Annotated in this window: 27 protein-coding genes, 1 tRNA gene, 1 rRNA gene, 1 other RNA gene and 1 other annotated feature; of the genes, 10 read left to right on the plus strand and 20 right to left on the minus strand. The window is 43.4% G+C overall.

Features of this window, described 5'->3' with window-relative positions:
* The 7 genes from AWV70_RS04350 to ffs all read right to left on the minus strand — a co-directional run.
* Positions 1-155, minus strand: a 16S ribosomal RNA gene (locus AWV70_RS04350); the annotation flags it as partial.
* 389 nt (positions 156-544) lie between these two features.
* Positions 545-808 carry a pro-sigmaK processing inhibitor BofA family protein gene (locus AWV70_RS04355; RefSeq protein WP_060204767.1) on the minus strand — a complete coding sequence of 88 codons (264 nt, stop codon included), beginning with the start codon at positions 806-808 and terminating at the stop codon, positions 545-547.
* An 88-nt stretch (positions 809-896) separates the two neighbouring features.
* Entirely contained in the window at positions 897-1115 is a 219-nt protein-coding gene (locus tag AWV70_RS04360; protein ID WP_060204768.1) for a YaaL family protein, read from the minus strand.
* 13 nt (positions 1116-1128) lie between these two features.
* A complete protein-coding gene (recR, locus tag AWV70_RS04365; RefSeq protein ID WP_060204770.1) occupies positions 1129-1725 on the minus strand; it encodes a recombination mediator RecR in 597 nt (198 codons plus the stop codon).
* Positions 1726-1736: 11 nt separating this feature from the next.
* Positions 1737-2057, minus strand: coding sequence for a YbaB/EbfC family nucleoid-associated protein (locus tag AWV70_RS04370; RefSeq protein WP_060204772.1), 321 nt, complete (start codon positions 2055-2057; stop codon positions 1737-1739).
* Between the two features lie 23 nt (positions 2058-2080).
* On the minus strand, positions 2081-3847 hold the full coding sequence (gene dnaX, locus AWV70_RS04375) for a DNA polymerase III subunit gamma/tau (RefSeq protein ID WP_060204774.1): 1767 nt from the start codon (positions 3845-3847) through the stop codon (positions 2081-2083).
* 287 nt (positions 3848-4134) lie between these two features.
* An RNA gene (gene ffs, locus AWV70_RS04380) (signal recognition particle sRNA large type) lies at positions 4135-4403 on the minus strand.
* Between the two features lie 455 nt (positions 4404-4858).
* Here ffs and AWV70_RS04390 point away from each other — a divergent pair.
* Positions 4859-4951: transfer RNA gene (locus AWV70_RS04390), tRNA-Ser, on the plus strand.
* Positions 4952-5044: 93 nt separating this feature from the next.
* On the opposite strand, the gene thrB is transcribed toward AWV70_RS04390, so the two are convergent.
* From thrB to AWV70_RS04405, 3 genes are read right to left on the minus strand one after another with little or no spacing between them, the layout of a single operon-like run.
* Entirely contained in the window at positions 5045-5947 is a 903-nt protein-coding gene (gene thrB, locus AWV70_RS04395) for a homoserine kinase (RefSeq protein WP_060204776.1), read from the minus strand.
* On the minus strand, positions 5947-7005 hold the full coding sequence (gene thrC, locus AWV70_RS04400; protein ID WP_060204778.1) for a threonine synthase: 1059 nt from the start codon (positions 7003-7005) through the stop codon (positions 5947-5949). The genes thrB and thrC overlap by 1 nt, the downstream gene beginning before the upstream one ends.
* Complete coding sequence (locus AWV70_RS04405; RefSeq protein ID WP_060204780.1) at positions 7002-8300, minus strand: homoserine dehydrogenase; 1299 nt, start codon at positions 8298-8300, stop codon at positions 7002-7004. Before AWV70_RS04405 ends, thrC begins: the two co-directional genes overlap by 4 nt.
* Positions 8301-8456: 156 nt before the next feature.
* Between AWV70_RS04405 and AWV70_RS04410 the strand changes: the two genes are divergently transcribed.
* A complete protein-coding gene (locus tag AWV70_RS04410; RefSeq protein ID WP_060204818.1) occupies positions 8457-9824 on the plus strand; it encodes an aspartate kinase in 1368 nt (455 codons plus the stop codon).
* A gap of 406 nt (positions 9825-10230) precedes the next feature.
* Here AWV70_RS04410 and AWV70_RS04420 read toward each other — a convergent pair whose 3' ends face one another.
* The 8 genes from AWV70_RS04420 to AWV70_RS04455 form a co-directional block, all read right to left on the minus strand.
* Positions 10231-10854, minus strand: a complete 624-nt coding sequence (locus AWV70_RS04420; protein WP_060204784.1) for a C39 family peptidase — start codon at positions 10852-10854, stop codon at positions 10231-10233.
* 114 nt (positions 10855-10968) lie between these two features.
* Complete coding sequence (locus tag AWV70_RS04425) at positions 10969-11403, minus strand: hypothetical protein (protein ID WP_060204787.1); 435 nt, start codon at positions 11401-11403, stop codon at positions 10969-10971.
* A 506-nt stretch (positions 11404-11909) separates the two neighbouring features.
* The gene (locus tag AWV70_RS04430; protein ID WP_060204788.1) at positions 11910-12626 is read right to left on the minus strand and encodes a 3-ketoacyl-ACP reductase; all 717 of its coding nucleotides are present in this window, start codon (positions 12624-12626) and stop codon (positions 11910-11912) included.
* 174 nt (positions 12627-12800) lie between these two features.
* Positions 12801-13364, minus strand: a complete 564-nt coding sequence (locus AWV70_RS04435) for a hypothetical protein (RefSeq protein ID WP_060204819.1) — start codon at positions 13362-13364, stop codon at positions 12801-12803.
* A gap of 138 nt (positions 13365-13502) precedes the next feature.
* Positions 13503-14273 carry a YibE/F family protein gene (locus tag AWV70_RS04440; RefSeq protein ID WP_060204791.1) on the minus strand — a complete coding sequence of 257 codons (771 nt, stop codon included), beginning with the start codon at positions 14271-14273 and terminating at the stop codon, positions 13503-13505.
* Positions 14270-15409 (minus strand): YibE/F family protein, encoded by a 1140-nt coding sequence (locus AWV70_RS04445; protein ID WP_414714815.1) that lies wholly within the window; start codon positions 15407-15409, stop codon positions 14270-14272. Before AWV70_RS04445 ends, AWV70_RS04440 begins: the two co-directional genes overlap by 4 nt.
* Before the next feature lie 181 nt (positions 15410-15590).
* Positions 15591-16259, minus strand: a complete 669-nt coding sequence (locus AWV70_RS04450) for a deoxynucleoside kinase (protein WP_060204793.1) — start codon at positions 16257-16259, stop codon at positions 15591-15593.
* Positions 16256-16891, minus strand: a complete 636-nt coding sequence (locus AWV70_RS04455; RefSeq protein ID WP_060204795.1) for a deoxynucleoside kinase — start codon at positions 16889-16891, stop codon at positions 16256-16258. The genes AWV70_RS04450 and AWV70_RS04455 overlap by 4 nt, the downstream gene beginning before the upstream one ends.
* A 132-nt stretch (positions 16892-17023) precedes the next feature.
* Here AWV70_RS04455 and tadA point away from each other — a divergent pair, with 132 nt between their 5' ends.
* The 8 genes from tadA to AWV70_RS04490 all read left to right on the plus strand — a co-directional run bounded on the left by tadA (position 17024) and on the right by AWV70_RS04490 (position 21159).
* Positions 17024-17521 carry a tRNA adenosine(34) deaminase TadA gene (gene tadA / locus AWV70_RS04460; RefSeq protein WP_060204796.1) on the plus strand — a complete coding sequence of 166 codons (498 nt, stop codon included), beginning with the start codon at positions 17024-17026 and terminating at the stop codon, positions 17519-17521.
* Positions 17522-17888: 367 nt separating this feature from the next.
* Complete coding sequence (locus AWV70_RS04465; protein WP_060204799.1) at positions 17889-18125, plus strand: hypothetical protein; 237 nt, start codon at positions 17889-17891, stop codon at positions 18123-18125.
* Positions 18122-18376, plus strand: a complete 255-nt coding sequence (locus AWV70_RS04470) for a hypothetical protein (RefSeq protein WP_060204801.1) — start codon at positions 18122-18124, stop codon at positions 18374-18376. The genes AWV70_RS04465 and AWV70_RS04470 overlap by 4 nt, the downstream gene beginning before the upstream one ends.
* 62 nt (positions 18377-18438) lie before the next feature.
* Positions 18439-18909 (plus strand): hypothetical protein, encoded by a 471-nt coding sequence (locus AWV70_RS04475; protein ID WP_060204802.1) that lies wholly within the window; start codon positions 18439-18441, stop codon positions 18907-18909.
* Positions 18906-19061, plus strand: a complete 156-nt coding sequence (locus AWV70_RS23750) for a hypothetical protein (protein ID WP_160327624.1) — start codon at positions 18906-18908, stop codon at positions 19059-19061. The genes AWV70_RS04475 and AWV70_RS23750 overlap by 4 nt, the downstream gene beginning before the upstream one ends.
* A gap of 216 nt (positions 19062-19277) precedes the next feature.
* Positions 19278-19907, plus strand: a complete 630-nt coding sequence (locus AWV70_RS04480) for a GNAT family N-acetyltransferase (RefSeq protein WP_060204804.1) — start codon at positions 19278-19280, stop codon at positions 19905-19907.
* A gap of 125 nt (positions 19908-20032) precedes the next feature.
* Positions 20033-20467 carry an NUDIX hydrolase gene (locus tag AWV70_RS04485; protein WP_060204806.1) on the plus strand — a complete coding sequence of 145 codons (435 nt, stop codon included), beginning with the start codon at positions 20033-20035 and terminating at the stop codon, positions 20465-20467.
* 122 nt (positions 20468-20589) lie between these two features.
* Positions 20590-21159: a hypothetical protein gene (locus AWV70_RS04490; RefSeq protein WP_235588544.1), complete on the plus strand. Its 570-nt coding sequence runs from the start codon at positions 20590-20592 to the stop codon at positions 21157-21159.
* A gap of 342 nt (positions 21160-21501) precedes the next feature.
* On the opposite strand, the gene serS is transcribed toward AWV70_RS04490, so the two are convergent.
* Together serS and AWV70_RS04500 are read right to left on the minus strand one after the other, a co-directional pair.
* Positions 21502-22776: a serine--tRNA ligase gene (gene serS / locus AWV70_RS04495; RefSeq protein WP_060204809.1), complete on the minus strand. Its 1275-nt coding sequence runs from the start codon at positions 22774-22776 to the stop codon at positions 21502-21504.
* A gap of 70 nt (positions 22777-22846) precedes the next feature.
* Positions 22847-23058 (minus strand) — a binding site (T-box leader).
* A gap of 47 nt (positions 23059-23105) precedes the next feature.
* The gene (locus AWV70_RS04500; protein WP_060204811.1) at positions 23106-23678 is read right to left on the minus strand and encodes an NUDIX hydrolase; all 573 of its coding nucleotides are present in this window, start codon (positions 23676-23678) and stop codon (positions 23106-23108) included.
* Positions 23679-23682: the final 4 nt, after the last annotated feature.

Below are 23682 nucleotides of genomic sequence, written 5' to 3' on the forward strand. Positions count from 1 at the left end.
CCGGAGTTATCCCCATCTGCAGGGCAGGTTGCCCACGTGTTACTCACCCGTCCGCCGCTAATATCAGGGAGCAAGCTCCCTTCAATCCGCTCGACTTGCATGTATTAGGCACGCCGCCAGCGTTCGTCCTGAGCCAGGATCAAACTCTCCATAATAGAGAAATTCGAGTAGCTCGAGTTTCTTGCTGGCATCATTTAAGATGTCAATTTCGAATCCGAAGATTCGTTTGTTCTTTTCACCGACGAGGTCGGCTCCAGAACTTTATTTGTTGACGTTTTGCTGTTCAGTTTTCAAGGTTCATTGTGCGTCACTCCGTCTGAAGCAACTCTTATATAATACCATGTTCGCAATTCCTTTGTCAACAACTTTTTCAAAAAGTTTTAAGCTGTTTTGAAGTAGTTATTTACTTAGCAGAGATGCAACGTTTATTACTATAACAGCATCTCTTTTTGAATGCAATACCTTGTTTAATAGATAGTTTCTTTTGATATTTCCGCTCCTTTGCTTCATAAAAAATGTCTCTTCTATATAGAAGAGACATTCATTATAGAAAAACCGCAAACGCGAAGAGTGCGGCAAAGCCCGGAATTCCCAATACGGCTAACAGGAGCCCTGACGTGATGTTCACCGGAAAATAGATGCCAATGAATCCACCAACAATATTTAAGATAAAAAGTGCGAGAAATGCAAATGCCAAGCGAAACCAAAAAACGGATAGACGCTCGGACAGTTTCTTGATTTGTTTCTTATCCATCATCAATAGGAAGAGTAAAATGACTCCGATGATGGCGATGCCGATAAATTTCATGGAAAGCGCCCCTTTCGACTAGTAGTCCACTCTATGCGCTTCCCTGAAAAATTATCACGCTCCGTGCCAACTCATGTTTCATTTTAGCTTATCCGCGGTCTATACGGAGTTGGCGTTCCTTCGCTTCTTTGAATAAATGAAAATACTTGCTTTCTGCTATCTTCCTTCGCACCATCACTTCTTGATCATAATCATTCAAATACTTCTCAATTTCCCTCGCCCGCTCCCACTCTTCCTTTGCTTCAAGTAGAAGGTTGTAAAGCTGGGCATCAAATTCCCTTTTTAATTTTCTCTTTCGGCCAAACATAGTTGTTGACCTCCTATAGTTCTCTGCGTCCTTCAAGTGCTTTCGATAACGTCACTTCATCCGCATATTCTAGATCTCCTCCGACAGGAAGGCCATGTGCAATTCTCGTAGTCGTGATGCCTGACGGTTTTACCAGTCTCGAAATATACATCGCTGTCGCTTCCCCTTCGATAGTCGGGTTCGTCGCCAATATCAGTTCTTCCACCTCTTCATCCTGAAGGCGGGTCAATAAAGAAGGGACATTGATATCCTCTGGTCCTACACCGTCCATAGGGGAGATTGCGCCATGCAGGACGTGGTACATTCCGTTATAATCCCTCATCTTTTCCATCGCAATGACATCTTTCGGATCTTGAACGACGCAAATCATCGACCTGTCACGAGATTGATCCTGACAGATTTGACAGGGATCTATATCGGTTATATGCCCGCAGACTGAGCAAAAACGCAGATTCCGTTTAGCGTCGACTAGCGCTTTAGCAAAGTCGAGCACTGTATCTTCTTTCATACTTAATACAAAAAACGCCAGCCGGCCCGCTGTTTTCGGGCCGATGCCTGGCAGTTTCATGAAACTATCAATCAGTTTCGATATCGGTTCAGGATAGTGCATGTTTTTTCCTCCTAGAACATCCCAGGCAGGTTCAATCCTTTCGTGAATTGCCCCATTGTGGAGTTCGTTAGTTCTTCTGCCTGCTTCATCGCTTCATTTGTAGCAATCACCACAAGGTCCTGCAGCATTTCCACGTCCTCCGGATCAACGACTGATGGATCGATGAGAACTTCAAGCACTTCCTTTTGACCTGAAACGATCACTTTCACCATGCCGCCTCCCGCTGTACCTTCCAGGCGCTTTTCAGCAAGTTCCTCTTGAGCTTCTGCCATTTTCTTTTGCATCTTCTGCATTTGTTTCATCATACCTTGCATATTTCCCATACCACGCATTGTGATTTCCTCCTCATAATTGTTTAATCATCATGTACTTGTATGAATTCCTTGCCAAACATTCTTTCCGCTTCTGCAACGATCAGATCATCATTCGGCTGCTCGGCTTCCTGAACGAACGATGGGATTTCCTCCCCACCTTCATTTCCTTCACCGGCTGTCTCATCCGTCCCATCCTGCTGCTTCGTCAAACCATTGTTCCGGATGAACTCTTCTCTGACCTTCAACCAACCTTCTTCGGGAACATATACGACCTCATATGCTTTGCCGGTTCGAGTACGAAGGGCTTCCGAAAGGCCCGATCTAAGCGAGGAATTTTCCGAAGCCATCAGGCAATGGATTTCATACTTGAATTTTAACACAAAAGCACTGTCAGATGCCGCTACAGGTTCAGTTTCTTCCAGGAGAGCAGAATGCGATCTTTGCAATGACTGCATCATCGTCGCCCACTCTTCACGGATCACTTGGATATCTTGACGGGTCGCACCTTTCAGCACTTCATTTATCTTTCCGGTCGGTATTCTGAACGACTGGGACGTTTTCGATGCACTTTTCTTCGGCTGCGCTGCTGTCTGCGTTCCTTCCCCAGGACGGGCTCCATTTGCGAGCTGCTGCTGAAGTTCAGCAATGACACGTTCCAAGCTCTCTACTTTTTGAGCAAGCTGTGGATCGATTGCGTGACTGCCCGCAGCTTGGACAACTGGTCCCTCTAGATGAATCATTTTCAGCAATGCCGACTCCACATACACTTTCGCGTGGTTTGAAAAACGCATCTCCTGTTGTGTCTTTGAAAGGATATCTATGAATGAATAGAGGGTTTCCGGTTCGAATGCATTCGACATGGATACGAATCGTTCATCCCCTGAAATTAATTCAAGCAGTTCAATTAAATCTGGAGCAGTTCTTAATAGAAGGAGATCCCTGAAAAATGTTATCAGGTCCTCCGCCAATCGCGATACATCCTTCCCCTCGGCGATAAGCTCATCTAGCATCGTCAATGCGCTCGCAGCGTCTTTCGAGAGAAGCGCTTCCGCCAATTGGTAGAAGATATCCTCCCCGATCGAGCCTGTGACAAGCAGTGCACTTTCCGCTGTTAGACGATCACCGCTGAAGGACACGACTTGATCGAGCATGCTCAGCGCATCGCGCATTCCGCCTGAGGCTGCCTGTGCGATCACCTTCAACGCCCCTTCATCCGCCTCGATTCCAGCGTCGTCCAACACTTGTTTCATTCGGTCGACGATTTCCGCTGATGTAATCGGTTTGAAATCAAATCGTTGGCAGCGGGAAATGATGGTCAACGGAAGCTTATGGGGCTCTGTCGTTGCCAAAATGAACACCGCATGCGACGGCGGTTCTTCCAATGTCTTTAAAAGCGCATTGAATGCTGAATTGGATAACATATGCACTTCATCGATAATATACACTTTGAAACGGGCATTCGATGGAGCGAATCGGACTTTCTCGATAATATCCCGAATTTCTTCCACGCGCGAGTTCGAGGCGGCGTCAAATTCGATTACATCCGTATTCGACCCTTCCGTCACACTAATGCAAGTCGGGCATTCATTGCACGGCTCGCTTGCGGGACCGTTCTCGCAATTCAATGCTTTTGCAAAAACCTTCGCGGCACTCGTCTTTCCCGTTCCCCTCGGCCCTGAAAACAGGTAGGCATGGGACGTCTTATTGTGCTGCAAGGCGTTTTGCAATGTTTGCTTGACGTGTCGCTGTCCGGACATTTCGCTGAATGACTGCGGGCGGTAGACACGATAAAAAGCCTGATAAACCACCATTCCCCCTCCTTTCCTTTTCGATGCAATAGTTCTTTTATTATAACATAGAAAGGTGTAACATCCAGCTTCGACGGCCAGATACTCGGGGTCATAAGGCGGCCCTGCTGCACGGCAAAAAGCGCCGTTTCGCATGTCCGCCTTATGCCTGTCGCATCTAGGCAGGCCACGATGTGCTCGTAACGCTGCGCTTTTGCTCGCAAAAGCCGTTCTGCGTGACGGTTTTCGCTTAAGGTATAAAAAAAACCCGCCCGATAAACGGACGAGTTGAATTTGTATAGATAAAGCCGTGCACCTTCCTTCGACTGCCGCACATAAGCGTTACTCCTGTCGACAGCTCAGCCTAGGCTGCCCCGCGGCACATGAGAAAGTCCACTTAATGCTGCTTCCTTCCGGACCTGACATGGTTCATGGGTTCCCATTGCGCAGGACCCAGACGTCAACACTACGTGCAAGAGGCAGACCCTACATGCGGAAACAGCCTCAGGAAAGGAATTCAGTCTTGCTAGAGCGGATTGCAAGTTACAGGGCACCGCTACCTCCCCACCTAGCACGGCTCTTTCAGTATACATGTTTCTGTGGATAAAATCAACCTGCCGCCTTTGAAATGCGAAAGGCGCTTGCACAGATGCCACAGGCATAAGATAAAGTTGCGAAGTGGCGCTCTTTGCCACATAGCAACTTTGACTTATGACCCGAGCATCTAGCGTCTGTAGCTGGACACAGAATCTTCTTTCATCACCGGGACATTTCATACGTTTATGCGCATTTGAATGGATTTATGCGCGATTTCGGAGTTTATGAGCTTTTCATGAGTTTTATGCGGTTTTAAATGCTTTTATGCGCTTTTCGGGAGATTTATGCGTGCTTATTCGATTTTATGCGTTTTTACAGCTCTGTTAAGAAGCGAAGCAAAGAGACAGACTTCTAAGAATAAACTTACTTAAAATAGGTGCCTATAAGTAGTTGACATTCTGTATTGAACCATGATAAATTATGTTTTGTTGATACGGAGGAATACCCAAGCCTGGCTGAAGGGATCGGTCTTGAAAACCGACAGGGGTGTTAAAGCCCGCGGGGGTTCGAATCCCTCTTCCTCCGCCATACATTTTAAAAAAGCGCATAAGTTGGAGAATCTGTTACATTAAGTGTAATGGATTTTTTTTATATTTAAAAAGATGCCTTGCCGATCTTTGGCTAGGCATCTTTTTGTATTGTGGAACCGATTGGCGAAGGGATAGCTGCAATTGCCCTGTAATACGGAAATTCCTTTTCCAGCTGTTCCGCAATTTCCTCCTGTGTCCCTTCCTTTACCGCTACGAATAATGACGGGCCTGCGCCGCTGATCGTCATTCCATATGTACCTAATTCATGACAGAAGGCGCGTAGCTGATCGAAGTCCTGGAGCAGTGATTTCCGGTATTGTTCGTGGAAAATGTCCTTCTCCATCATCTTTCCGGCCAATTCCCAATCCCCAAGTGCAATGGCTGTCAGCATGACGTTACTTGCGGCACTTCCCTCGGATGCCACCGAATGGGGCAGTTCCCGGGGAAGAAACCCTCTAGACTCCGAAGTCTTCAACGCATTCGGGGGAACGAGGATGACCGCTCCGATTACAGGCTGCGGCAGCTGGATGACTTCCAACTCATTTTCTACGAAATAGGCGACTGTCACGCCTCCTAATAGGGCTGCAGCCACATTATCTGAATGGCCTTCAATCCCACTGCCGATCCTCACTTTTTCTTTCGGCGACAATGATAAATCGAGAAGTTCGTTTGTAATTTCGATTCCGGCGGCGATAGCGGTTGCACTACTTCCGAGCCCTTTACCGAGGGGGATGTCAGAAGTTACATGCAATGCATGCGGCTCGACTTCCTTGCCGAATCTTCCCGCCACGTCTTGAATCGTTCGGACGATCAAATTCGTTTCGTCGGTCGCCAAGCCTTCATATTCTTCTCCTTCATAGTGGACATTCCATTCCGACGCCTCTTGTACCTGAACGGTCATATACAACGAGAGTGCCAGTCCGACACTGTCATATCCTGGTCCCAAGTTTGCCGTCGTGGCTGGAACGACGACCTTGAACAATGGTTCCTCCATCACTTTGCCCCTGCCTTCAATTCATTCAAGAATGCATCGAACTGTTCCCTCGAGAGGAATGGCTGGCTTTCGTTCACTTGGATGGCTGTTTCCGGATCCTTCAATCCGTTTCCTGTAAGGACACCTACAATCGTCGTTCCTTTCTCAATCAATCCCGCGTCAAGGCGCTTCTTAATGCCTGCAATCGTTGCACATGAAGCTGGCTCAGCAAAGACGCCGTCCGTAGAAGCGAGCAAGCTATAAGCTTCCAAAATCTCCTCGTCCGTCGCGGATAGGATGTCGCCGCCGGATTCTTCAAGCGCCGCCGTTGCTAAATGCCAGCTCGCGGGGTTCCCGATTCGGATGGCTGTCGCAACTGTTTCAGGTTCTTCGAATACACGGTCGTAAACGATCGGAGCGGCTCCGTCTGCCTGTACGCCTAATAGCTTCGGCGTGCCAGACCCAATCTTCGCGTCATATTCCTTGAAGCCTTTCCATGCGGCGGAGATATTACCTGCATTCCCGACTGGCAATGCAAAAATATCCGGCACTTTCCCTAATTGCTCAATCGTTTCGAAGGCGATCGTCTTTTGTCCTTCCAGTCGGTACGGGTTCACTGAATTGACAAGTGCAATTTGCCCTTCCCCTGCTTCACGAACCATGCGAAGCGCTTCGTCGAAGTTCCCTTCAATTGCCACGATTTCCGCACCGTACATTTTCGCCTGCGCCAACTTCCCAAGCGCAATCCGTCCTTCCGGGATGACGACGATGGTCCGCATCCCTGCGCGTGCGCCATATGCCGCTGCCGAAGCGGACGTATTGCCCGTGGAGGCGCAGATGAGCGCGGTTTTCCCTTCCTCTTTCGCTTTAGCGACAGCCATCACCATGCCGCGATCCTTGAAAGAGCCTGTTGGGTTTGTCCCTTCCGTTTTGACGTATAGGTTGACGCCCCATTGTTCGGAGAGGTTTTTCAAATGAATGAGGGGTGTGTTCCCTTCCTGCAATGTCAGTGCCGGGGTTTTATCGGTCACCGGCAGCCATTCTTTGTATTCTTCGATCAGTCCGTTCCATCTTCTCATCTGTTTTCACCCTCCACTCGGTAGTAGCTAACAACACCGTTCACTTCCGGTGTGTTATGCAGTTCATTCATGATGTCCAAATGTTGTTGCCGTGAAATATTATGTGTGATCATGATCAAGTCGACGCCGCCGTTGTTGTCGCCTTCATGCTGGACGACTGTAGCAAGGCTTGCCCCATGATTGCTGTAGACCGATGCCAATTTCGTCAGTACGCCCACTTCGTCTTTGACGGAAATCCGGTGGAAGTAACGGCCGATGATTTGCGTGTCGTCTTTCACTTTGTATGCAAATTGCGGTGAATGCAGCCTTTTTCCGTTCACACCGAGAAGAAGGTTGCGGCATGCTGCGACGATGTCTCCCGTGACGGATGTCGCTGTCGGTAATGAGCCCGCCCCAGGTCCGTAGAACATCGTCTCCCCGACCGTGTCTCCATATACATAGACCGCATTGAATTCATTATTGACAGAGGCAAGCGGATGCGAGTTTTGGATGAACACCGGCTCTACGGAAATTTCGATGCCATCGTCATCCTTTTTTGCAAATCCAGCCATTTTCACAGTGAAACCGAACTGCTCCGCCAATGCGAGGTCGCCATCCTGGATGTCCTTCATCCCTCTTACATAGACGTCCTCCAAACGGACTTCCGTTGAAAATGCAAGTGACGCAAGTATCGCCATTTTCCTAGCCGCGTCAATGCCATCGACGTCCGCTGACGGATCGGCTTCCGCATATCCGAGCTCCGTCGCTTCTGCCAATGCCTCTTCATATGTTTTATGTTCATGTTTCATTTTCGTCAAAATGAAGTTCGTCGTTCCATTGACGATGCCAGTAAGTGCCCGGATCCGGTCGGACGCAAGCCCATCTTCAAGTGTGCGGATGAGCGGGATGCCGCCTCCGACGCTCGCTTCATAGAAGAGGTCGCATTTATGTTCATCCGCAAGCTTCAATAGATCATGGCCGAATTGTGCCATGACATCCTTATTCGCTGTCACGACGCCCTTGCCTGCGCGAAGCGACTTCTCGATCGCCTGTTTCGCCTCGCTAGTCCCGCCGATCACTTCTACAATAAGATCGATTGCAGGATCCTCAATCACTTGATCCAGATCGGTTGTGAAAATGTCCGGTGACAGTTCCGACTCTCTCTTCTTCGTCGCATCTTTCACGAGAACTTTTTTTATTTTTACAGGAACGCCTAATTTATGGCTCAAATCTTCTTGGTGCCTATGCAGGATTTCAGCTACACCGCCGCCTACGACACCGAATCCAAGTAAACCGATATTGATTTCTTTTATCATATTTGACGATTCTCCTCACTATATGTACACTATGAAAAAACAATCGTTCTTCGCATAAGGACATTATAGAGAAATAAACTTTCAATAACAACCCCAATTATGTTAAAGTTCAAGATATCATGAATTGTAATTTATTAAAGATTGGATCTGATGAATATGAAGGTATGTAAATTCGGCGGTACTTCTGTTGCGACTGCCGATCAAATTAGAAAAGTAGTCGATATTGTAACTTCGGACAGTGACCGAAAAATCGTTGTTGTTTCAGCGCCCGGAAAGCGCTTTTCGGATGATATAAAAGTGACTGACCTTCTTATCCGACTTGGCGAGAGGGCTTTGGCAAATGAAGATACGGAAAGCGACCTGCTGGAAGTCGTCGATCGGTACCGCTCGATTGCCGAAAGTCTTGGGCTCGATAGCGATATCATTGAAAAGATTGAGCATGATTTACGCGACAGAATTTCCCGTGATAAAGAGGATACCCTTTTATTCATGGATACGATGAAAGCGGCGGGCGAGGATAATAATGCAAAATTGATTGCCGCCTATTTTCAATTTATCGGTGTTGAGGCGAAGTATGTCTGCCCTCGCGATGGCGGATTGCTCGTCAATGATCGTCCTGATCGTGTTCGGGCATTGCCTGAAGGGGACGAACGCCTTGCTGCATTGCGCGACGAACCGGGAATTATTGTTTTCCCTGGATTTTTTGGCTACACGGAAGACGGAACACTCCGTACATTCAATCGGGGCGGTTCGGATATTACGGGCTCGATCATTGCCGCAGCTGTAAAAGCGGATCTATACGAAAATTTCACGGATGTCGATTCGGTTTTCGCCGCCAATCCGACTGTCATTGAAAACCCAGTTGCGATTGAAAAGATGACATACCGTGAAATGCGGGAACTTGCATACGCAGGCTTTTCCGTTTTCCATGACGAGGCGCTCATCCCTGCTTTCCGGAAATCGATCCCTGTCAGCATTAAAAATACAAACAATCCCGATGCACCGGGTACATTGATCGTCAAAGAACGTGACTACAATGAGCAGCAAGTGATCGGAATTGCCGCGGACAGCGGGTTCACCGCCATTTACGTCGACAAATATTTAATGAACCTGGAAATCGGCTTCGGTCGCAGGCTTCTGCAGATTTTTGAGGAAGAAGGCATTTCGTACGAGCATACACCTTCCGGCATCGACAACCTTTCCATTATCATCCGCAGTCGTTTTATGACGGACGAGATGGAAAAGCGGATTGTCGAACGGATTCATAAAGAATTGGAGCCGGACGCTGTCATCGTGGAGCATGATTATTCGATGATCGTACTCGTTGGGGAAGGCATGCAATATACGACCGGATTAGCCGCGCGGGCTGCAACAGCTATTGCGAGGAGCGGGTCCAACATTGAGATGATCAACCAAGGGTCATCTGAAGTCAGCCTTGTGTTCGGGGTGAAAGTACAGGATGAAACGAAAAGTTTGAAAGAGTTGTATAAGGAGTTTTTTGTGAAATCATATGTGCAATCGTAATAATTGTAAATAGAAGATAAATAAAAGGGGCTATCACAGAAAATCAGTTGCTACTGACTTTCTGGATAGCCCTTTCTTATGATTAAATATTGATATTTAGCCTAATGATTTGGAATACTGAGGGATTAGTTAAAAAGCCTACAATTAATAAAATTATCCCGACAAGTATAGTTGCCTTAGGTAATTGTTTTTTTTTGAAATATATTAGAGAGATTATACTGAAAATCGGATAAATTATAAATGAAACTATCCCGATCAATATTAGCGCTTGACTAGAACTGCTTGTTAATCGTTCTACCCATAATCCTACACCCCATTGAATACTACACAGAAACAAAAAACTAATCCAAAACCAACTGGGTAATCTCACTTATAAAAAACCTCCAACTCAATAAATCTGTTTTTCTTAATATACACTGATTTGGGAAAGAGTAATTACCTTATAATTAGGATCCCAAGCAAAATAATTTGTGCCAATATTATTCTGACCATTATCTGGATCTTTAACACCTACAAAGTTTCCTAAGGTCGTAACCTTATAAGCATTTCCTACAACAAAGTGCCATCCCGCCCAATAGTTCCCCTGCGATACATTGTTGAAACGAATAGTTACAGGAAGTCCTTCGTTAATAAATCTTTTATAAGTATTAAAATCATTCGTGTCCCAAGTAATAATATTGAATTTTTGAGTCGCATAATTTAGGTTTAGGTGTTTTTCCATGTGGCTTTGGTAGGCGCCCATAGTCGCTCCCCAATACCAGGACATCTCACTCCAGAGGTGATTGATAAACTTGTCATCCCCTCCATAATGGTAACCATGCTTTACATTATAACCTTTGCCATTTAAATATTCTGCCACCATTGCACCAGAAGTTGGACCGCATGCAGAATCGGGGTGTGTAACTCCTGTTCTTCGTTGCCAAATTCGAGTAACATTTAAAACTTTTTCATCAGCTGTTACGTTATTTGAAGAAGTTAAATTGTAATTTTCTAAAACATCCCACTTACTCTCATAATTACCTTTCTCCATACTTTTTAGCTTTTCATTCTTTAAGTTTTCAATTGTTTCTTTTATTAATACACTGTCTTCTTTTGTTAGCTTTTGATTATAATCCTGAAGTTCATTTTCTATATTTTTTATTACCTAATTTTTTAAATCATCGAATTCTTTATGGAGTTCTTCCTTATTCGGTGCTAAAAAATAGTTTAATGCTCCTAAATAGTAAATCCGATTTCCGGATTCTAATTCTGTTTTGAAATCGTCTCTTTGACTTCCTTCCCCAAATTCAATAATTGGAGTTCTTTCTTTGGAAGCCGAGACGAGAACGTATCCACTCTCACCATTTTCATCTTTATAAGTGAAATAGTAACCTAAAATAGAATCATCAATATCATAAACCTCGAATTCATATGTTAATGACAAATTATTTAATCCATTATCCTTTAGAAACTTGTCCGCATAAATCATAGCTTGCTTTTCCTGAATATATGAACTGCTTGACGCCTCTACCGTTTGAGCTAAAAGGCCGGAACCAATAACAATAAATAATATAAAAAAGGCTAATAACAACTTTTTCATATAATATCCTCCTCTTAAAGTTTTACAATCCAACAATAGACAAATCACTGCTACTTATTTTCATTGGCTTTAATCACAGAATCAAATTAAGGGTGCCTTGTGACAATTTTTTCTACGTTTCCAGATTTAAGTAACGTTAAATTATTGTTTGTTTTTTTGTTGTATCCTATATATTGATCTTACAATTTAACTGTAGCAAACTACGAGTAAATTGGGTATTGAGAAAATTCAATAAGAGATGACAGGTCTTTTTGCTTATTTTTTTGGTGTCACCATCAAAAAAGGGGGCCATTTTTACTGAATAGCATCATATATTCCTTCTAAACTATTGGGAAAATTTTCATCTATTATCAGACATGTATTGGAACAATACACTGCATCTGATGAAAAAGAATTATCTCCAAATAGAATAAGGACTATCACAGAAAGTCAGTTTTCACTGATTTTCTGGATAGCCCCTTCTTTGTTCGATTACATTTCGACTTGAGCACAAACTAAATGGTTTATTAAGGATTCGTTGACCAAAGCCCGGCATGTTTTAAAACAACACGCGGATGAAGTTTTAGCTGTGCAACCATTAGGTCCGCCAGATCTTCTGCTTGCATCACTTTTTCGGGATTGCCGTCTGTCAAATTCAGCTCAACAGCCATATCTGTTGCAACCGTACTTGGCGTCAATGTTGTCACGCGAATGTTTTTCTTGCGCACTTCAAGCATTAATGACTCACTCATTCCAATCACTGCAGCTTTTGAAGCCGAATACGCACTTGTGATCGGTGCACCTTTTTGACCAGCCGTTGATGAGATATTAATGATGTCGCCTGTATTCCGCTTAATCATTTCAGGCAATACCGCGCGTGTTGTATAATATACGCCTTTGACGTTGACATCGATAATGTTTGTCCATTCCTCAGGTGTTAAGTCCATGAAGCTCCCGAACTTTGAAATGCCGGCGTTATTCACTAAAATGTCGATTGGACCAAGTTCGCCACGAATTGATTCGACTGCTGATGTAATTGAGTCTAAATCCGCCACATCTGCCGCAGCATATGCTACCTTCACGTCGAATTGTTTAAGTTCCTCTGCGACTCGTTGTAAATTTTCAAGCGTACGTCCAACAAGACCTACATGAATACCTTCTTTTGCAAATGCCAATGCTGTTGCACGTCCAATTCCACGGCCTGCTCCTGTAATTAATGCCACTTTTCCTGCGATTGATTGCATGTTTTCCGCTCCTTTTATGGTGATAGCTTTATTGTAGACGAAAACAAATACATATGCTTTACTCACGATTGGTCGCCGCAAAATAAAAAAACAATGGATAATTTACGTTTATCGTAAACGTACTATCCACTGTTCACTTTAGTCTAGTTAACACAACATGCTCCTCATTTCTCATCATGGCAGGAACATGTAAGGAAATTGCTTGAATATGCCCTCCGAGATCATATCCGCCATCATCAACGCTTCTGCCTCGATTTGGTCGAACACTTGCACTTCCAACTCGAAATTCTTTTGAATCATGCACACCGCTTCGAGCTTCGTCAGCGCCAAATGGGAATACAGCATTTTGCGCATTGCTTCTTTGTCGATGTATGGATTAATTCTATTTAGGAATTCCGCGATTTCGTCCGCGTTCCGGTACCACTCCGCCTCTTTCTGCTCCGCTTTTTCCGTTTCCCCATTCACGGCAGCGGTCACCAAATCTGCCGCAATCATCAAATGTTCCGAGATGAGGTCACGATACGCATCTGCAATTTCATCGCCATAATACGGTCTGAGCGCATTGCCCATATCCGTTGCGTTCCGCAGTAGGCGCGCGAGGACAAATTTCAAATCCGGGACATTGAAGACGATGGCAGTGATGGCCATCCGTGTCCACGTGACATGCTGCTCCCAAAGAAGCCGGTTTTTATTCCACAATTCAACTTGCGCTCTGCTATAGCAATTAATGGGCTGCATATAGTTCATCGGCAGTGCATTTCCGTAATATTGATTCACTTCACCACTCCAACTTTCATACTTGGGTCAGTACATATTATTCGAATTGAGCGGCATCGGTGAATTCGTAAGAGCGACCGTAAAGTTGCTATATATCTACTACAGCTGCCCTTTTTCACTTTTCCTAATTAATAAATATGCATTGATTCCCGAAGCAATTGGGAGACTTAGCGCCACCCCAATCCCGGCACAAAGAATCGAAATCATTTCAGCGCTGAAAATTTTTGAATTGATGATTCCGCCAACGGAATAATGTAGATCTTTAAACCACAAGAGTAGTGCTAGATATCCTCCAAAGAATACAAAAAACAATGTATTCGTATCCGCTCCCAAGATATCTCGTCCGACGCTCAATCCCGAAGCAAATAAATCTTTTCTACTGATTGACGGGTTGTTGTTAAAGATTTCATGCATGGAAGCCGCCATTGAAATAGCCACGTCCATAATGGCACCGATTGTACTCATAATAATGACTGAAGCTAACAGTTTCGTGAAATCAATGCCGATGAAAAGCGAAAATACACCTAGTTCGTTTATTTCCTCTTCTCCAAAGCCTTGTATCATTGCGTATTTCGTTACTATAACGATAAAGAAAAGCAACAACACAATGGTAACCATCGTGGATATAAAAGCAGCGATCGTTTTACTGTTTACTTCATTAATAAAAAACAGGCTGATGCAGCTAATGAATACACACGCAATGATCGTAATGATAATGGGATTCCATTGCGGATTTGTCATAAGAAAAATCGTGAACATGATGACGCCAAAATTCAAAAATAAGGAAATAAAAGACCGTACTCCTTTTTTCCCTCCGACGATCAACATGAGCAGAAATAAAATGACTGCCAGCACAACAATTACATTCATGATCTCGCCCTCTTTCGATTCACAAAATAAAGTGTCGTATAAAGACCGATCGGAATCGTCAGTACAATACCTATTCCACCAACGAGAGCGCGGGCCAATTCGAGTGAAAGATTCATGGAAAGAGTAAACCCTAATAGGGAAGCGTTTTTCAAATACAAAATAATAACTGGAATCGACCCACTAATATAAGCGAAAAACAAAATGCTTGTGATCGTCCCCATAATATCCTTGCCAATATCAATACCCGAGGCTTTCAGTGCCTTCACAGATATATCATTATTTTGCTCATACAATGCAAAAAGTGAGGAAGACATCGTAATGGCGACGTCCATTACGGCACCTAATGATCCGATGAGCAATCCTGCCATAAAGACCATCTGGTAAGGACGTGTCAAAAATTGCATTTCTTCATAGCGGAGGCCGTTTCCTGAAGTCGCCCAAATAACAAGATAAGCAAGCCCCAGGGATATGAAAGTCCCTAACAAAGTCGCTAGTATGGCGGCATATGTCTTTTCATTCAAACCGCTGACGATTGCCAAAGAGATGATTGTAAATACAATCCCACTAATACCGCATATCAACACTAAACTGATCGATGGATTTGTAATATAAACATCCAAGGCGAATGATAATAAAGTGGCGTTGACTGCCAAGCTAATAATCGAAAGAAATCCTTGCTTCTTTCCTGTAATGAGTAAGGTGAAGATGAAGATCCAAGCAATCAGCAATACATATTGATCGCGTTTTACATTCATGATGCTTCCAGTTAACGTGGAATCCCCTTCCTGACTCGGGTTAATCGATACGAATAGCCCGTTTCCAACACGATATTGATGATCGTAAGCCCCTGACGATGAATATTCATTCGTTAAATGGATACGCTGCCCTTTATAATCTCCGTTTTTTAATTCGGCGATGATGTGCTGTTCGAACAGGCGATCACTATTATTATTCATATCCGTAAAGCCAGACGTTTCAATCACCTCAGTTTCAATGACTTTAGCGATTGACTGCTCGTAAAACGAGTAATTATTATTGACAAATAGCATAGAGACGGCAAAGCACAGTCCTATCATAGTGAAAATAAGAATCTGTTTCCGTGTCATCTTTTTTAATCCGTTCGTAATAACATTCAATTAAAACCCTCCAGTGCGGGTTACCTGCCCCGCAACCTTTCGTACATCGTTCATAGTTGTAGATACCCTTTTTAAGACATTCCCACTATAGCAAAGTTTGAGTGTGTTTTTCTTTTTTATTCAAGTAACAAAAAAACGAAAAAGCATCGCAAATGTTTCATTCACGATGCTTCTTTCATTATTATTTTCTTAGGGTTGCGGATAAGTTCAGCATATTGCCGATCCGCTCGACAACAGTTTCCACCTCATGGGGATTGCTTTTCAAGTCGTAATCCGTAATATCGATACGCAGCACCGGACATGCATTGAAGGAATCGATCCACTTCACATAGCGTTCATGCAGCTCTTCCCAGTAGGACAGCGGTGTTTGCTGCTCCATCAAGCGGCCCCTCTCCTGAATCCGTGCAAGGATTTTCTCGAATGGACCATCCAAATAGACGAGCAGGTCAGGATGCGGGAAATACGGCGTCATGACCATCGCGTCGAACAGCTTCGTATACGTGTCGTAATCGACCGGATCCATCGTCCCTTTGTCCTTATGCATCTTGGCAAAGATTCCCGTATCTTCATAAATGGAACGGTCTTGGATAAAACCTCCCCCGTATTCGAAGATCCGTTTCTGTTCCTTGAAACGTTCCGCAAGAAAATAGATTTGCAGATGGAAGCTCCATTTTTCAAAGTCATCGTAAAATCGGTCTAAATATGGATTCTCATCCACATTTTCAAGGGATGTCCGAAAATCCAAAGCTTGCGCAAGTGCGTTCGTCATCGTCGATTTACCGGCTCCGACTGTCCCCGCAATCGTGATGACCGCATTTTTCGGAATCCCATACTTTTCTCGTAAATTCATTGTACTGCTCCTTTTCGTATCGTCTCATCGACCTTGCCAAGGATCGCATGCAAATCCCCCGTGTCATTGACAAAGTCTAATGTATCGCCATTGAAATGTAGTACCGGGATGTCCGGATGCGCAGTTTCAAAGTCTGCGATGAACTGTTCATAGTCCTCCGAGAGCTGACGCAAATAGGAAGGATCAATATTCTTTTCGAAATCCCGGCCTCGAAGCGCAATCCGTTTCATTAATGTATCAAGCGTTGCATGAAGATAAATGATAACATTCGGAACAGGCATGTCCTTCGTCAAAATATGATAAATCGCCTCGTACTTGGCGTATTCATCCGCAGGAAGTGAGCGCCTTGCAAAAATGAGGTTCTTGAATATATGATAATCCGCCACGACAGGCTGTTGTTGGCTTAAAAACTTTTTCTGGATATCGCTCAATTGCTTATATCGGTTGCAGAGGAAGAACATTTCGGTCTGGAAGCTCCATTCCTCAATATCTTCGTAAAATTTATTTAAAAATGGATTTTCGTCCACAATTTCGCTTAACTGATGGAACCCCTGCGCTTCAGCAATCGCTTTCGACAGCGTCGTTTTCCCGACACCGATCGGTCCCTCTACCGTAATAAACGGAACAGACATAAAATGCTCTCCTTTGATTCGTCAATTTCTGCACTTCATTTTATCATAATAGGGTGTTGAAACATAGATGTTGTCGAAAAATGGCAAGCTTGCTTTGCAGGATGATACACTAATTGCAAGGAGAGATGACAGATGGATGTATTTGAAATGGACCGCCGCTTCATGCGGCTGGCGATAGAAGAAGCGAAAAAAGCGGAAGCGATCGGAGAAGTTCCGATTGGCGCAGTCATCGTTAAAGATGGAGAAGTGATTGCAACTGGCCATAATTTACGGGAAACGTCGCAGAATGCTGTCACACACGCAGAGCTTTCGGCGATTCAGGATGCATGCAAGGAAGTCGGCAGCTGGCGGTTGGAAGAGACAACATTATACGTCACGCTCGAGCCTTGCCCGATGTGCGCCGGTGCGATTTTACAATCAAGGATTCCTCGCGTCGTATACGGGGCGCGCGATCCGAAAGGCGGCTGTGTCGATTCATTGTACCGATTGCTGAATGATCCGCGTTTCAATCATGAGTGCGAAGTGGCGGAAGGCGTTCTTGCGGATGAGTGCGGAGCGATGCTGACGAACTTTTTCCGATCGTTGCGGGAAAAGAAAAAAGAGCAAAAAAGGGCGAGGCGGGAAGTCTAACGGGTTAGGTTGCTGAGGAAAAAACATTAAATATCACCGTATTTCGGGACACAATTTACATCTAAATTGTGTCCCGGTTTTTGTAGGTATATCAAGACGTTTAATAGATAGATTTTCTACCGTAATTGAATAATAATTCAACAGCAAAATATTGTGCCCTTGCTAGATGACTAGAAGGGTTGCAAAAATCACCAACTGAAATAGATTGATAATTTAAAGTAGCGCTATTATTATTGTGTTAAAATGGATTACAAATGGTTGTTGCTAAGCCCTCTCAACAAACGGGCCAGATTGTTTAGAAACTGCGGTATTTATGAATAGCCAATACTCAACGAATGAGGTACAGGCTAAAACAGAGGTGGAACATATGTGCAAGAAAACAAAAGTTGTGTTTTTTCTATTTGTTGTGCTGCTTCTCTCATCGTGTAATCAATCTGGTGAGAGTTTTGTAATTACTTCGACCAACCAAGATGAAAATCAACCAGAAGAAAGTATAGATAATGCAACCATTCTAAGTGAAAATAAAGCTAAAGTTCTAAAGGTTAATACAAATTTAGAAGTAAAACAGGTTGGCATATTGTTCCGAATACTGATAGTACATTGATTCTTTCCGCGGAAGTAGAAAATGTTGATACAGTACTATTTTGGATAGCCGAAACAGGAACAGGGACTTGGGGTGAAAGAACACTTATTGGTTACGACATAGATGGAAGAGATGGATGGTCTATTGAATGGGATTTCGGTGATAGGATTTTCCACGACCATATAGTTTTTCAGGCTTTGGGAAGTGATGGTTCCACACAAGCGATGGAGTCAATCAATGTTCATTCTGATGTTGAAACTGATGAAGAATAAATTCAGTATGTTATTTATTGATTTTGTGGATCATTACACTTAAAGCTAAGGGGTTGAAAGAAATGGATTCAACGAAAAGTAAATTTGTGCTCTTCGTTTGGGGTCTTCTGTTTTTCTTGCTCTATTTCAGAATTTCTGCTTATGTATGGAATCGATGGATTTACGGCAGCTTCATACCGGACATCTTCTTCTATCTGATTGTCATTATATTACTCATCCCCGCAGCATTTCTGACGGCAAGATTCCTTGTTGAAAAAATACCGTTGAACATTCATTTCATCGGCATCATCGTGGTTGCCTTGCTCTTCTCTTGGAATCTATATGATGATCATCGGGAAAAAAGGTTGGACGAATTATTCTCTTATCAAACATCGAATTTCGTGGCGATGAATTTCAACTATGAAGGATGGCGGACGGAAGAGACAGAGCCTGTTGAGGAATTATTGGAGTTCCTCAGTCAATATCGCGTGAAAAAAATGAAGATTCTGAGTGGGATCAAAATGTTTCGATGGAAAGAGGATTTGGGTTCTTGATATTCCCAAAGAAGGGAAAGGGGTCGGGCGCTTCCATCCACCCGAACCGGCTGATGCTCTTTAACAAACCCGGCTACTACAAGGTCTTGAATGGCCCTATAGATATGGAATGGATTGATGCATTCAATAAGAAATATGGGGATGAACAATGAAGAGATCTTGAGACTCCCACGGCTAAAGCCGTTCAACAATCGGGCCAGATTGCAGCATAGTGTAACTTTTGGAAAAGCTATTTCGTACTTGTAATCGATTACTCTGGTTTATTATTCGTTTAAACGGAACTCAAACAAATTGACTAAAAGCAATAAACCATTAATTTTGTACTAAAGGTGATGACTCTATTAGATAAGATAAATGAGGTGGATGGAATGTTGAAAATTATTGATTATCGAGATGAGTATGAAGAAGGTTGGTTACGTTGCAGAGTGTTAGCTTACTTACATACATCAATGTTTGAGGATGTTGAAACGAAAAAGCCTACTTTTGAAAATCGACCATCTATTGAGTTAATTGCAATAGAAAATGGCGAGATCGTGGGAATATTAGATATGATACTCGATGATGAAGCTTTAAAAACAACTGCATTGGGTGAAGGGTTAGGTGCTTTTTTGCAAGTAATTGCAGTCCATCCAGACCATCAAAACAAAGGAATTGGGCAAAGGTTATATGAACAAGCCGTTACTCGACTTAAATGCTTCAATGTGACATTTATTGAATTGTATACACGTGGTGATGAACCCGCGAATAATTTTTATAAAAAATTAGGATTTGAAAAAAGAGTAGAGTATTACGATGTGTTTGGTATTGAAAAAGGACTTCGTTCACCAATATCAATAGAAATGAAGGATGGACGTGTTTATGCACAAGATGAAAAAGGTCAGTCTTGTGATTATGTAATAACTGAAGGCGTTTACGAGGTATATAATTTAGAAGCGCTAGAAAAAATTGATTACGATCGTTATTATCCTGCGATAGGTTATTATAAACGATTATCATAAGGGTTTAGTATTTGCCTTGTTCAACAATCGGGCGCAATTCTGGTATAAGGAATTGCGTCCTTTTAAAAATTGAGTCAGTTACATATAGATGGATAAGTTTAAGCATTATTGTTGGGAGGCATTTGATGTATCCACGTACAAAGTCATTGGGGTTAATCATTAAAGATAATTATATTCTTTTAGAGGAGCTAGAAGGAAAACACTCGAAAGGAACGGGATATTATTACCGTCCTATCGGTGGAACAATAGAATTTGGGGAGAGGTCTGATGAAACAGTCGTAAGGGAGTTCTATGAAGAATTGGGTGTTGAAATTGTTATAAGTCGCTATATTTCTTGCCTGGAAAATATTTTTAAAATAGACGAAGATATTGGTCATGAATTAATTCAAATATATATAGTTGAATTTAAAGATGAAAGATTATATCAGAAAGAAAACTTCACTGTAACAGAAGGGATGAAAGTTGCTGTTGCAAAGTGGGTCAGTAAAGACGAAATAATTTCAGGAGAAAAAGTTCTTTATCCTAACGGGCTGAAGGATTTACTGGAAGAAGCTTTTTAACAATTTATTTTAGAATCAGGCGCAGTTACAGAATAAGAGCTGAGCTCCAAGCGGGCCATTTACTTGAATGAGGATTGTTGTATTTGAACTGGATATGCTAAACCCAAATATAATTTGGGGTGATGGGATTGGATAAACGTAAACCTCTTCTATTGGTTTTCTTTAGTATTCTAATTTGTGGGTTGTATTTTGGAACAGTAAATGCAAAAACGAACGATACTCCTCCTTCCTTTGAGGAAAAAATTACTGAAGGCAAACAACTCACTCCTTTAGAAAGCCAGTTAATGTCTTTTATAAATGGTTTGATGGTAACTGAACCAAAACAAGCTGTTGAATTATGGATATTAGGCGTAAATAATCGAAGTGGTGCTGTTCAATATGCGATGTTGTCCCCTGCGCTACGAAAACAATCAAGGAGTAAATTTGAGGAAACTCACTGGATAACAGGTCAGTCAAGTCCTTCGGTTAGTAATTTTCGTTTTACCAAAGTAGAAAAGCTTAGTGAATCCAAAATGCGGTATACCGTTAAATATGATTTATGGGCTTCTTATGGAGACTTTGGTGGTGGGGAGAAAATTATAATCGTAGAAAAGAATTTAGAACCATTTAAAGAGTATTGGTTTATTTCATCAATAACAACCAAGTTTAATCCATGGGAAGCATTTACCCCAGCTGAGACAGTTTTAAAATAGAGCATTGCAGCTACAAGTCGACGATGAAATGTACCGGAATCGGACGCAGTTGTAATACTCGAGTTTTTGCCGGTTATTCAACAGTCGCTTGTTCAAGACAATCTTCGGCTCATAGTTACAGATCACTTCAATTATTCCAGTGTCTACTGGATAAATATGATGTTCCAAACGATGTAGATTAAAACAAAAAGGCAAGAGTACCGGACAATACCGGACTCTTGCCTAACACGCCGCTTAAATTAATAACTATCCAGCTTTTTGGGATCACTTCAGGGCTATGCGTTTTTCATTTCACCAACCGAACCCATGGGAAGTCGAGTGACTTACCGTATGTCTTTACTCTTATCGAATTACTTCTTTTCCACCCATATATGGACGCAATACTTCCGGAATGATGACAGATCCGTCCTCTTGCTGGAAGTTTTCCAGAATGGCTGCAACTGTCCGTCCAATCGCCAAACCACTTCCGTTCAACGTATGAACAAATTCAGGCTTTGCGCCTTGCTCGCGGCGGAAACGGATAGAAGCGCGTCTCGCTTGGAAATCTTCGAAGTTTGAGCAAGAAGAGATTTCACGGTATGTGTCCTGCGTCGGAATCCATACTTCGATATCGTATTTCTTCGCAGCTGTGAATCCGAGGTCTGCTGTGCACATTTTTAAGACACGGTATGGCAATCCAAGTAATTGCAATACTTTCTCCGCATGCCCCGTCAATTTTTCCAGTTCGTCATAAGACTCATCAGGATTTACAAAGCGGACAAGTTCAACTTTATTGAACTGATGCTGGCGAATCAAGCCACGCGTATCGCGACCTGCAGATCCTGCTTCTGAACGGAAGTTCGTGCTGTAAGCCGTATAGGCGATCGGCAATTGAGCACCGTCGAGAATTTCGTCACGGTAATAGTTCGTCACCGGAACTTCAGACGTCGGAATTAAGAAATAATCCTCTTCCTCGATCAAGAACGCATCCTCTTCGAACTTCGGCAATTGGCCAGTGCCCGTCAAGCTCGTACGGTTCACCAAATATGGCGGCAGCATTTCCTCGTAGCCATGCTCCTCTACATGCAAGTCAAGCATGAAGCTGATCAAAGCACGCTCTAGTCTTGCTCCAAGACCGCGGTAGAATACAAAACGACTGCCCGTCACTTTTGCTGCACGTTCAAAGTCAAGCAGCTTTAAATCCGTCCCGATCTCCCAATGCGGCTTCGGCTCAAAACCGAATTCCGGCTTCTCGCCCCAAGTGCGGACTTCGACGTTATCATCTTCGCTGTCGCCGACCGGAACTGATTCATGTGGGATATTCGGAATACGCATCATCACATAAGTAAGCTCTTCTTCGACTTGATGCAATTGCTCATCGAGCGTTTTGATTTCATCGCCGACTTCACGCATGCGCGCGATTACGTCATCTGCATTTTCTTTATTGCGCTTCATTTCCGCGATCTTTTGCGAAACTTCATTGCGCTCCGCCTTCAACACTTCCACTTTCGCAATCAGTTCTCTCCGTTTTTCATCCAGACCAACGAATTTATCCAAATCCGTCAAGTCTTCTCCGCGCTTCGTAAGCTTCTCTTTCACTTCATCGAAATTCGCACGAAGCAATTTAATGTCTAACATAGCTGATTCCTCCTCATTTTTGAATGTGACGATTATTTTCAGACACAAAAAAAAGCCCTCTATCCCCTATACAAGGGACGAGAACTACCCGCGTTGCCACCCAAATTGACCAGCGAAAAGCTGATCCACTCTTTGAAATAACGGTTCAATGTCCGGCTAGGCTTACTATTCGTTCAACCCGGCTACTCAGGGACGGATTCACAAGTGTCTTTACCGGCTCGCACCACCCGCCGGCTCTCTTTGAAAAACGTGCTTGCTACTGCTTCCCATCATCGTCTTTAATTTGAAATTAACATCACTTTACTACACCCCGCCACTTTTTGCAAGGTTCAAGAAGTTATAGTCGTTAACATATCCGCAATTGCGTTAAAATATTCTGTTTCATGTGGAACAAAATCCGATAACCCTATTTGATTGCCTTCTGCACAAACAACGTTTTCCGCATCTCCCTTGAAGAGTGCTTGCAAATCTCTGATCGAAACAGCATGAATGCTTTCCACTTCCTCTTGTTGCAATGTAAAATCTTCCGGCGCAAAGGTTGATTGATAAAGGAAAACGTTCGCAAATTCCTTGTCAATGAAAGCCGGAAGTTTTATGACATCCCGAACGACGCCCGTCCGTTTTAACTTGGAAAGGTCCACTTGTATACCAAGCTCCTCCTCAACTTCTCGGACTCCATCCATAACTTCCTCATCCGCCAACAAATGGCCCGCAGCTGTAATATCATACAAGCTTGGAAAGTCTTTTTTAGTGGCGCTTCTTTTTTGAATAAAAACGGTAGTTTCATTCATGAGCCAACAATGGAACGTCTCATGCCATAAGCCCTTCTTATGGATAGTCTCTCGCGTTTCCTCACGTACATACTTATAATTCTCATCGAATACTTTCAGCAACTCCGTCAAATTA

It is taken from the genome of Sporosarcina koreensis, from assembly GCF_001531445.1.
Taxonomy (GTDB): domain Bacteria; phylum Bacillota; class Bacilli; order Bacillales_A; family Planococcaceae; genus Sporosarcina; species Sporosarcina koreensis_C.

What these genes read in the sequence shown, in the direction of transcription:
- AWV70_RS04370 (WP_060204772.1), bottom strand. Translation starts at nt 2,057, where the DNA reads ATGCGTGGTATGGGAAATATGCAAGGTATGATGAAACAAATGCAGAAG.
- thrC (WP_060204778.1), bottom strand. Translation starts at nt 7,005, where the DNA reads ATGAGAAGATGGAACGGACTGATCGAAGAATACAAAGAATGGCTGCCG.
- AWV70_RS04430 (WP_060204788.1), bottom strand. Translation starts at nt 12,626, where the DNA reads ATGCAATCAATCGCAGGAAAAGTGGCATTAATTACAGGAGCAGGCCGT.
- thrB (WP_060204776.1), bottom strand. Translation starts at nt 5,947, where the DNA reads ATGGAGGAACCATTGTTCAAGGTCGTCGTTCCAGCCACGACGGCAAAC.
- AWV70_RS04450 (WP_060204793.1), bottom strand. Translation starts at nt 16,259, where the DNA reads ATGAATTTACGAGAAAAGTATGGGATTCCGAAAAATGCGGTCATCACG.
- AWV70_RS04480 (WP_060204804.1), top strand. Translation starts at nt 19,278, where the DNA reads ATGTTGAAAATTATTGATTATCGAGATGAGTATGAAGAAGGTTGGTTA.
- AWV70_RS04405 (WP_060204780.1), bottom strand. Translation starts at nt 8,300, where the DNA reads ATGATAAAAGAAATCAATATCGGTTTACTTGGATTCGGTGTCGTAGGC.
- AWV70_RS04490 (WP_235588544.1), top strand. Translation starts at nt 20,590, where the DNA reads ATGGGATTGGATAAACGTAAACCTCTTCTATTGGTTTTCTTTAGTATT.
- AWV70_RS04360 (WP_060204768.1), bottom strand. Translation starts at nt 1,115, where the DNA reads ATGTTTGGCCGAAAGAGAAAATTAAAAAGGGAATTTGATGCCCAGCTT.
- AWV70_RS04420 (WP_060204784.1), bottom strand. Translation starts at nt 10,854, where the DNA reads ATGGAGAAAGGTAATTATGAGAGTAAGTGGGATGTTTTAGAAAATTAC.
- recR (WP_060204770.1), bottom strand. Translation starts at nt 1,725, where the DNA reads ATGCACTATCCTGAACCGATATCGAAACTGATTGATAGTTTCATGAAA.
- AWV70_RS04475 (WP_060204802.1), top strand. Translation starts at nt 18,439, where the DNA reads ATGGATTCAACGAAAAGTAAATTTGTGCTCTTCGTTTGGGGTCTTCTG.
- AWV70_RS04485 (WP_060204806.1), top strand. Translation starts at nt 20,033, where the DNA reads ATGTATCCACGTACAAAGTCATTGGGGTTAATCATTAAAGATAATTAT.
- AWV70_RS04355 (WP_060204767.1), bottom strand. Translation starts at nt 808, where the DNA reads ATGAAATTTATCGGCATCGCCATCATCGGAGTCATTTTACTCTTCCTA.
- AWV70_RS04435 (WP_060204819.1), bottom strand. Translation starts at nt 13,364, where the DNA reads ATGCAGCCCATTAATTGCTATAGCAGAGCGCAAGTTGAATTGTGGAAT.
- AWV70_RS04425 (WP_060204787.1), bottom strand. Translation starts at nt 11,403, where the DNA reads ATGAAAAAGTTGTTATTAGCCTTTTTTATATTATTTATTGTTATTGGT.
- AWV70_RS04410 (WP_060204818.1), top strand. Translation starts at nt 8,457, where the DNA reads ATGAAGGTATGTAAATTCGGCGGTACTTCTGTTGCGACTGCCGATCAA.
- AWV70_RS04440 (WP_060204791.1), bottom strand. Translation starts at nt 14,273, where the DNA reads ATGAATGTAATTGTTGTGCTGGCAGTCATTTTATTTCTGCTCATGTTG.
- serS (WP_060204809.1), bottom strand. Translation starts at nt 22,776, where the DNA reads ATGTTAGACATTAAATTGCTTCGTGCGAATTTCGATGAAGTGAAAGAG.
- tadA (WP_060204796.1), top strand. Translation starts at nt 17,024, where the DNA reads ATGGATGTATTTGAAATGGACCGCCGCTTCATGCGGCTGGCGATAGAA.
- AWV70_RS04465 (WP_060204799.1), top strand. Translation starts at nt 17,889, where the DNA reads ATGTGCAAGAAAACAAAAGTTGTGTTTTTTCTATTTGTTGTGCTGCTT.
- AWV70_RS04455 (WP_060204795.1), bottom strand. Translation starts at nt 16,891, where the DNA reads ATGTCTGTTCCGTTTATTACGGTAGAGGGACCGATCGGTGTCGGGAAA.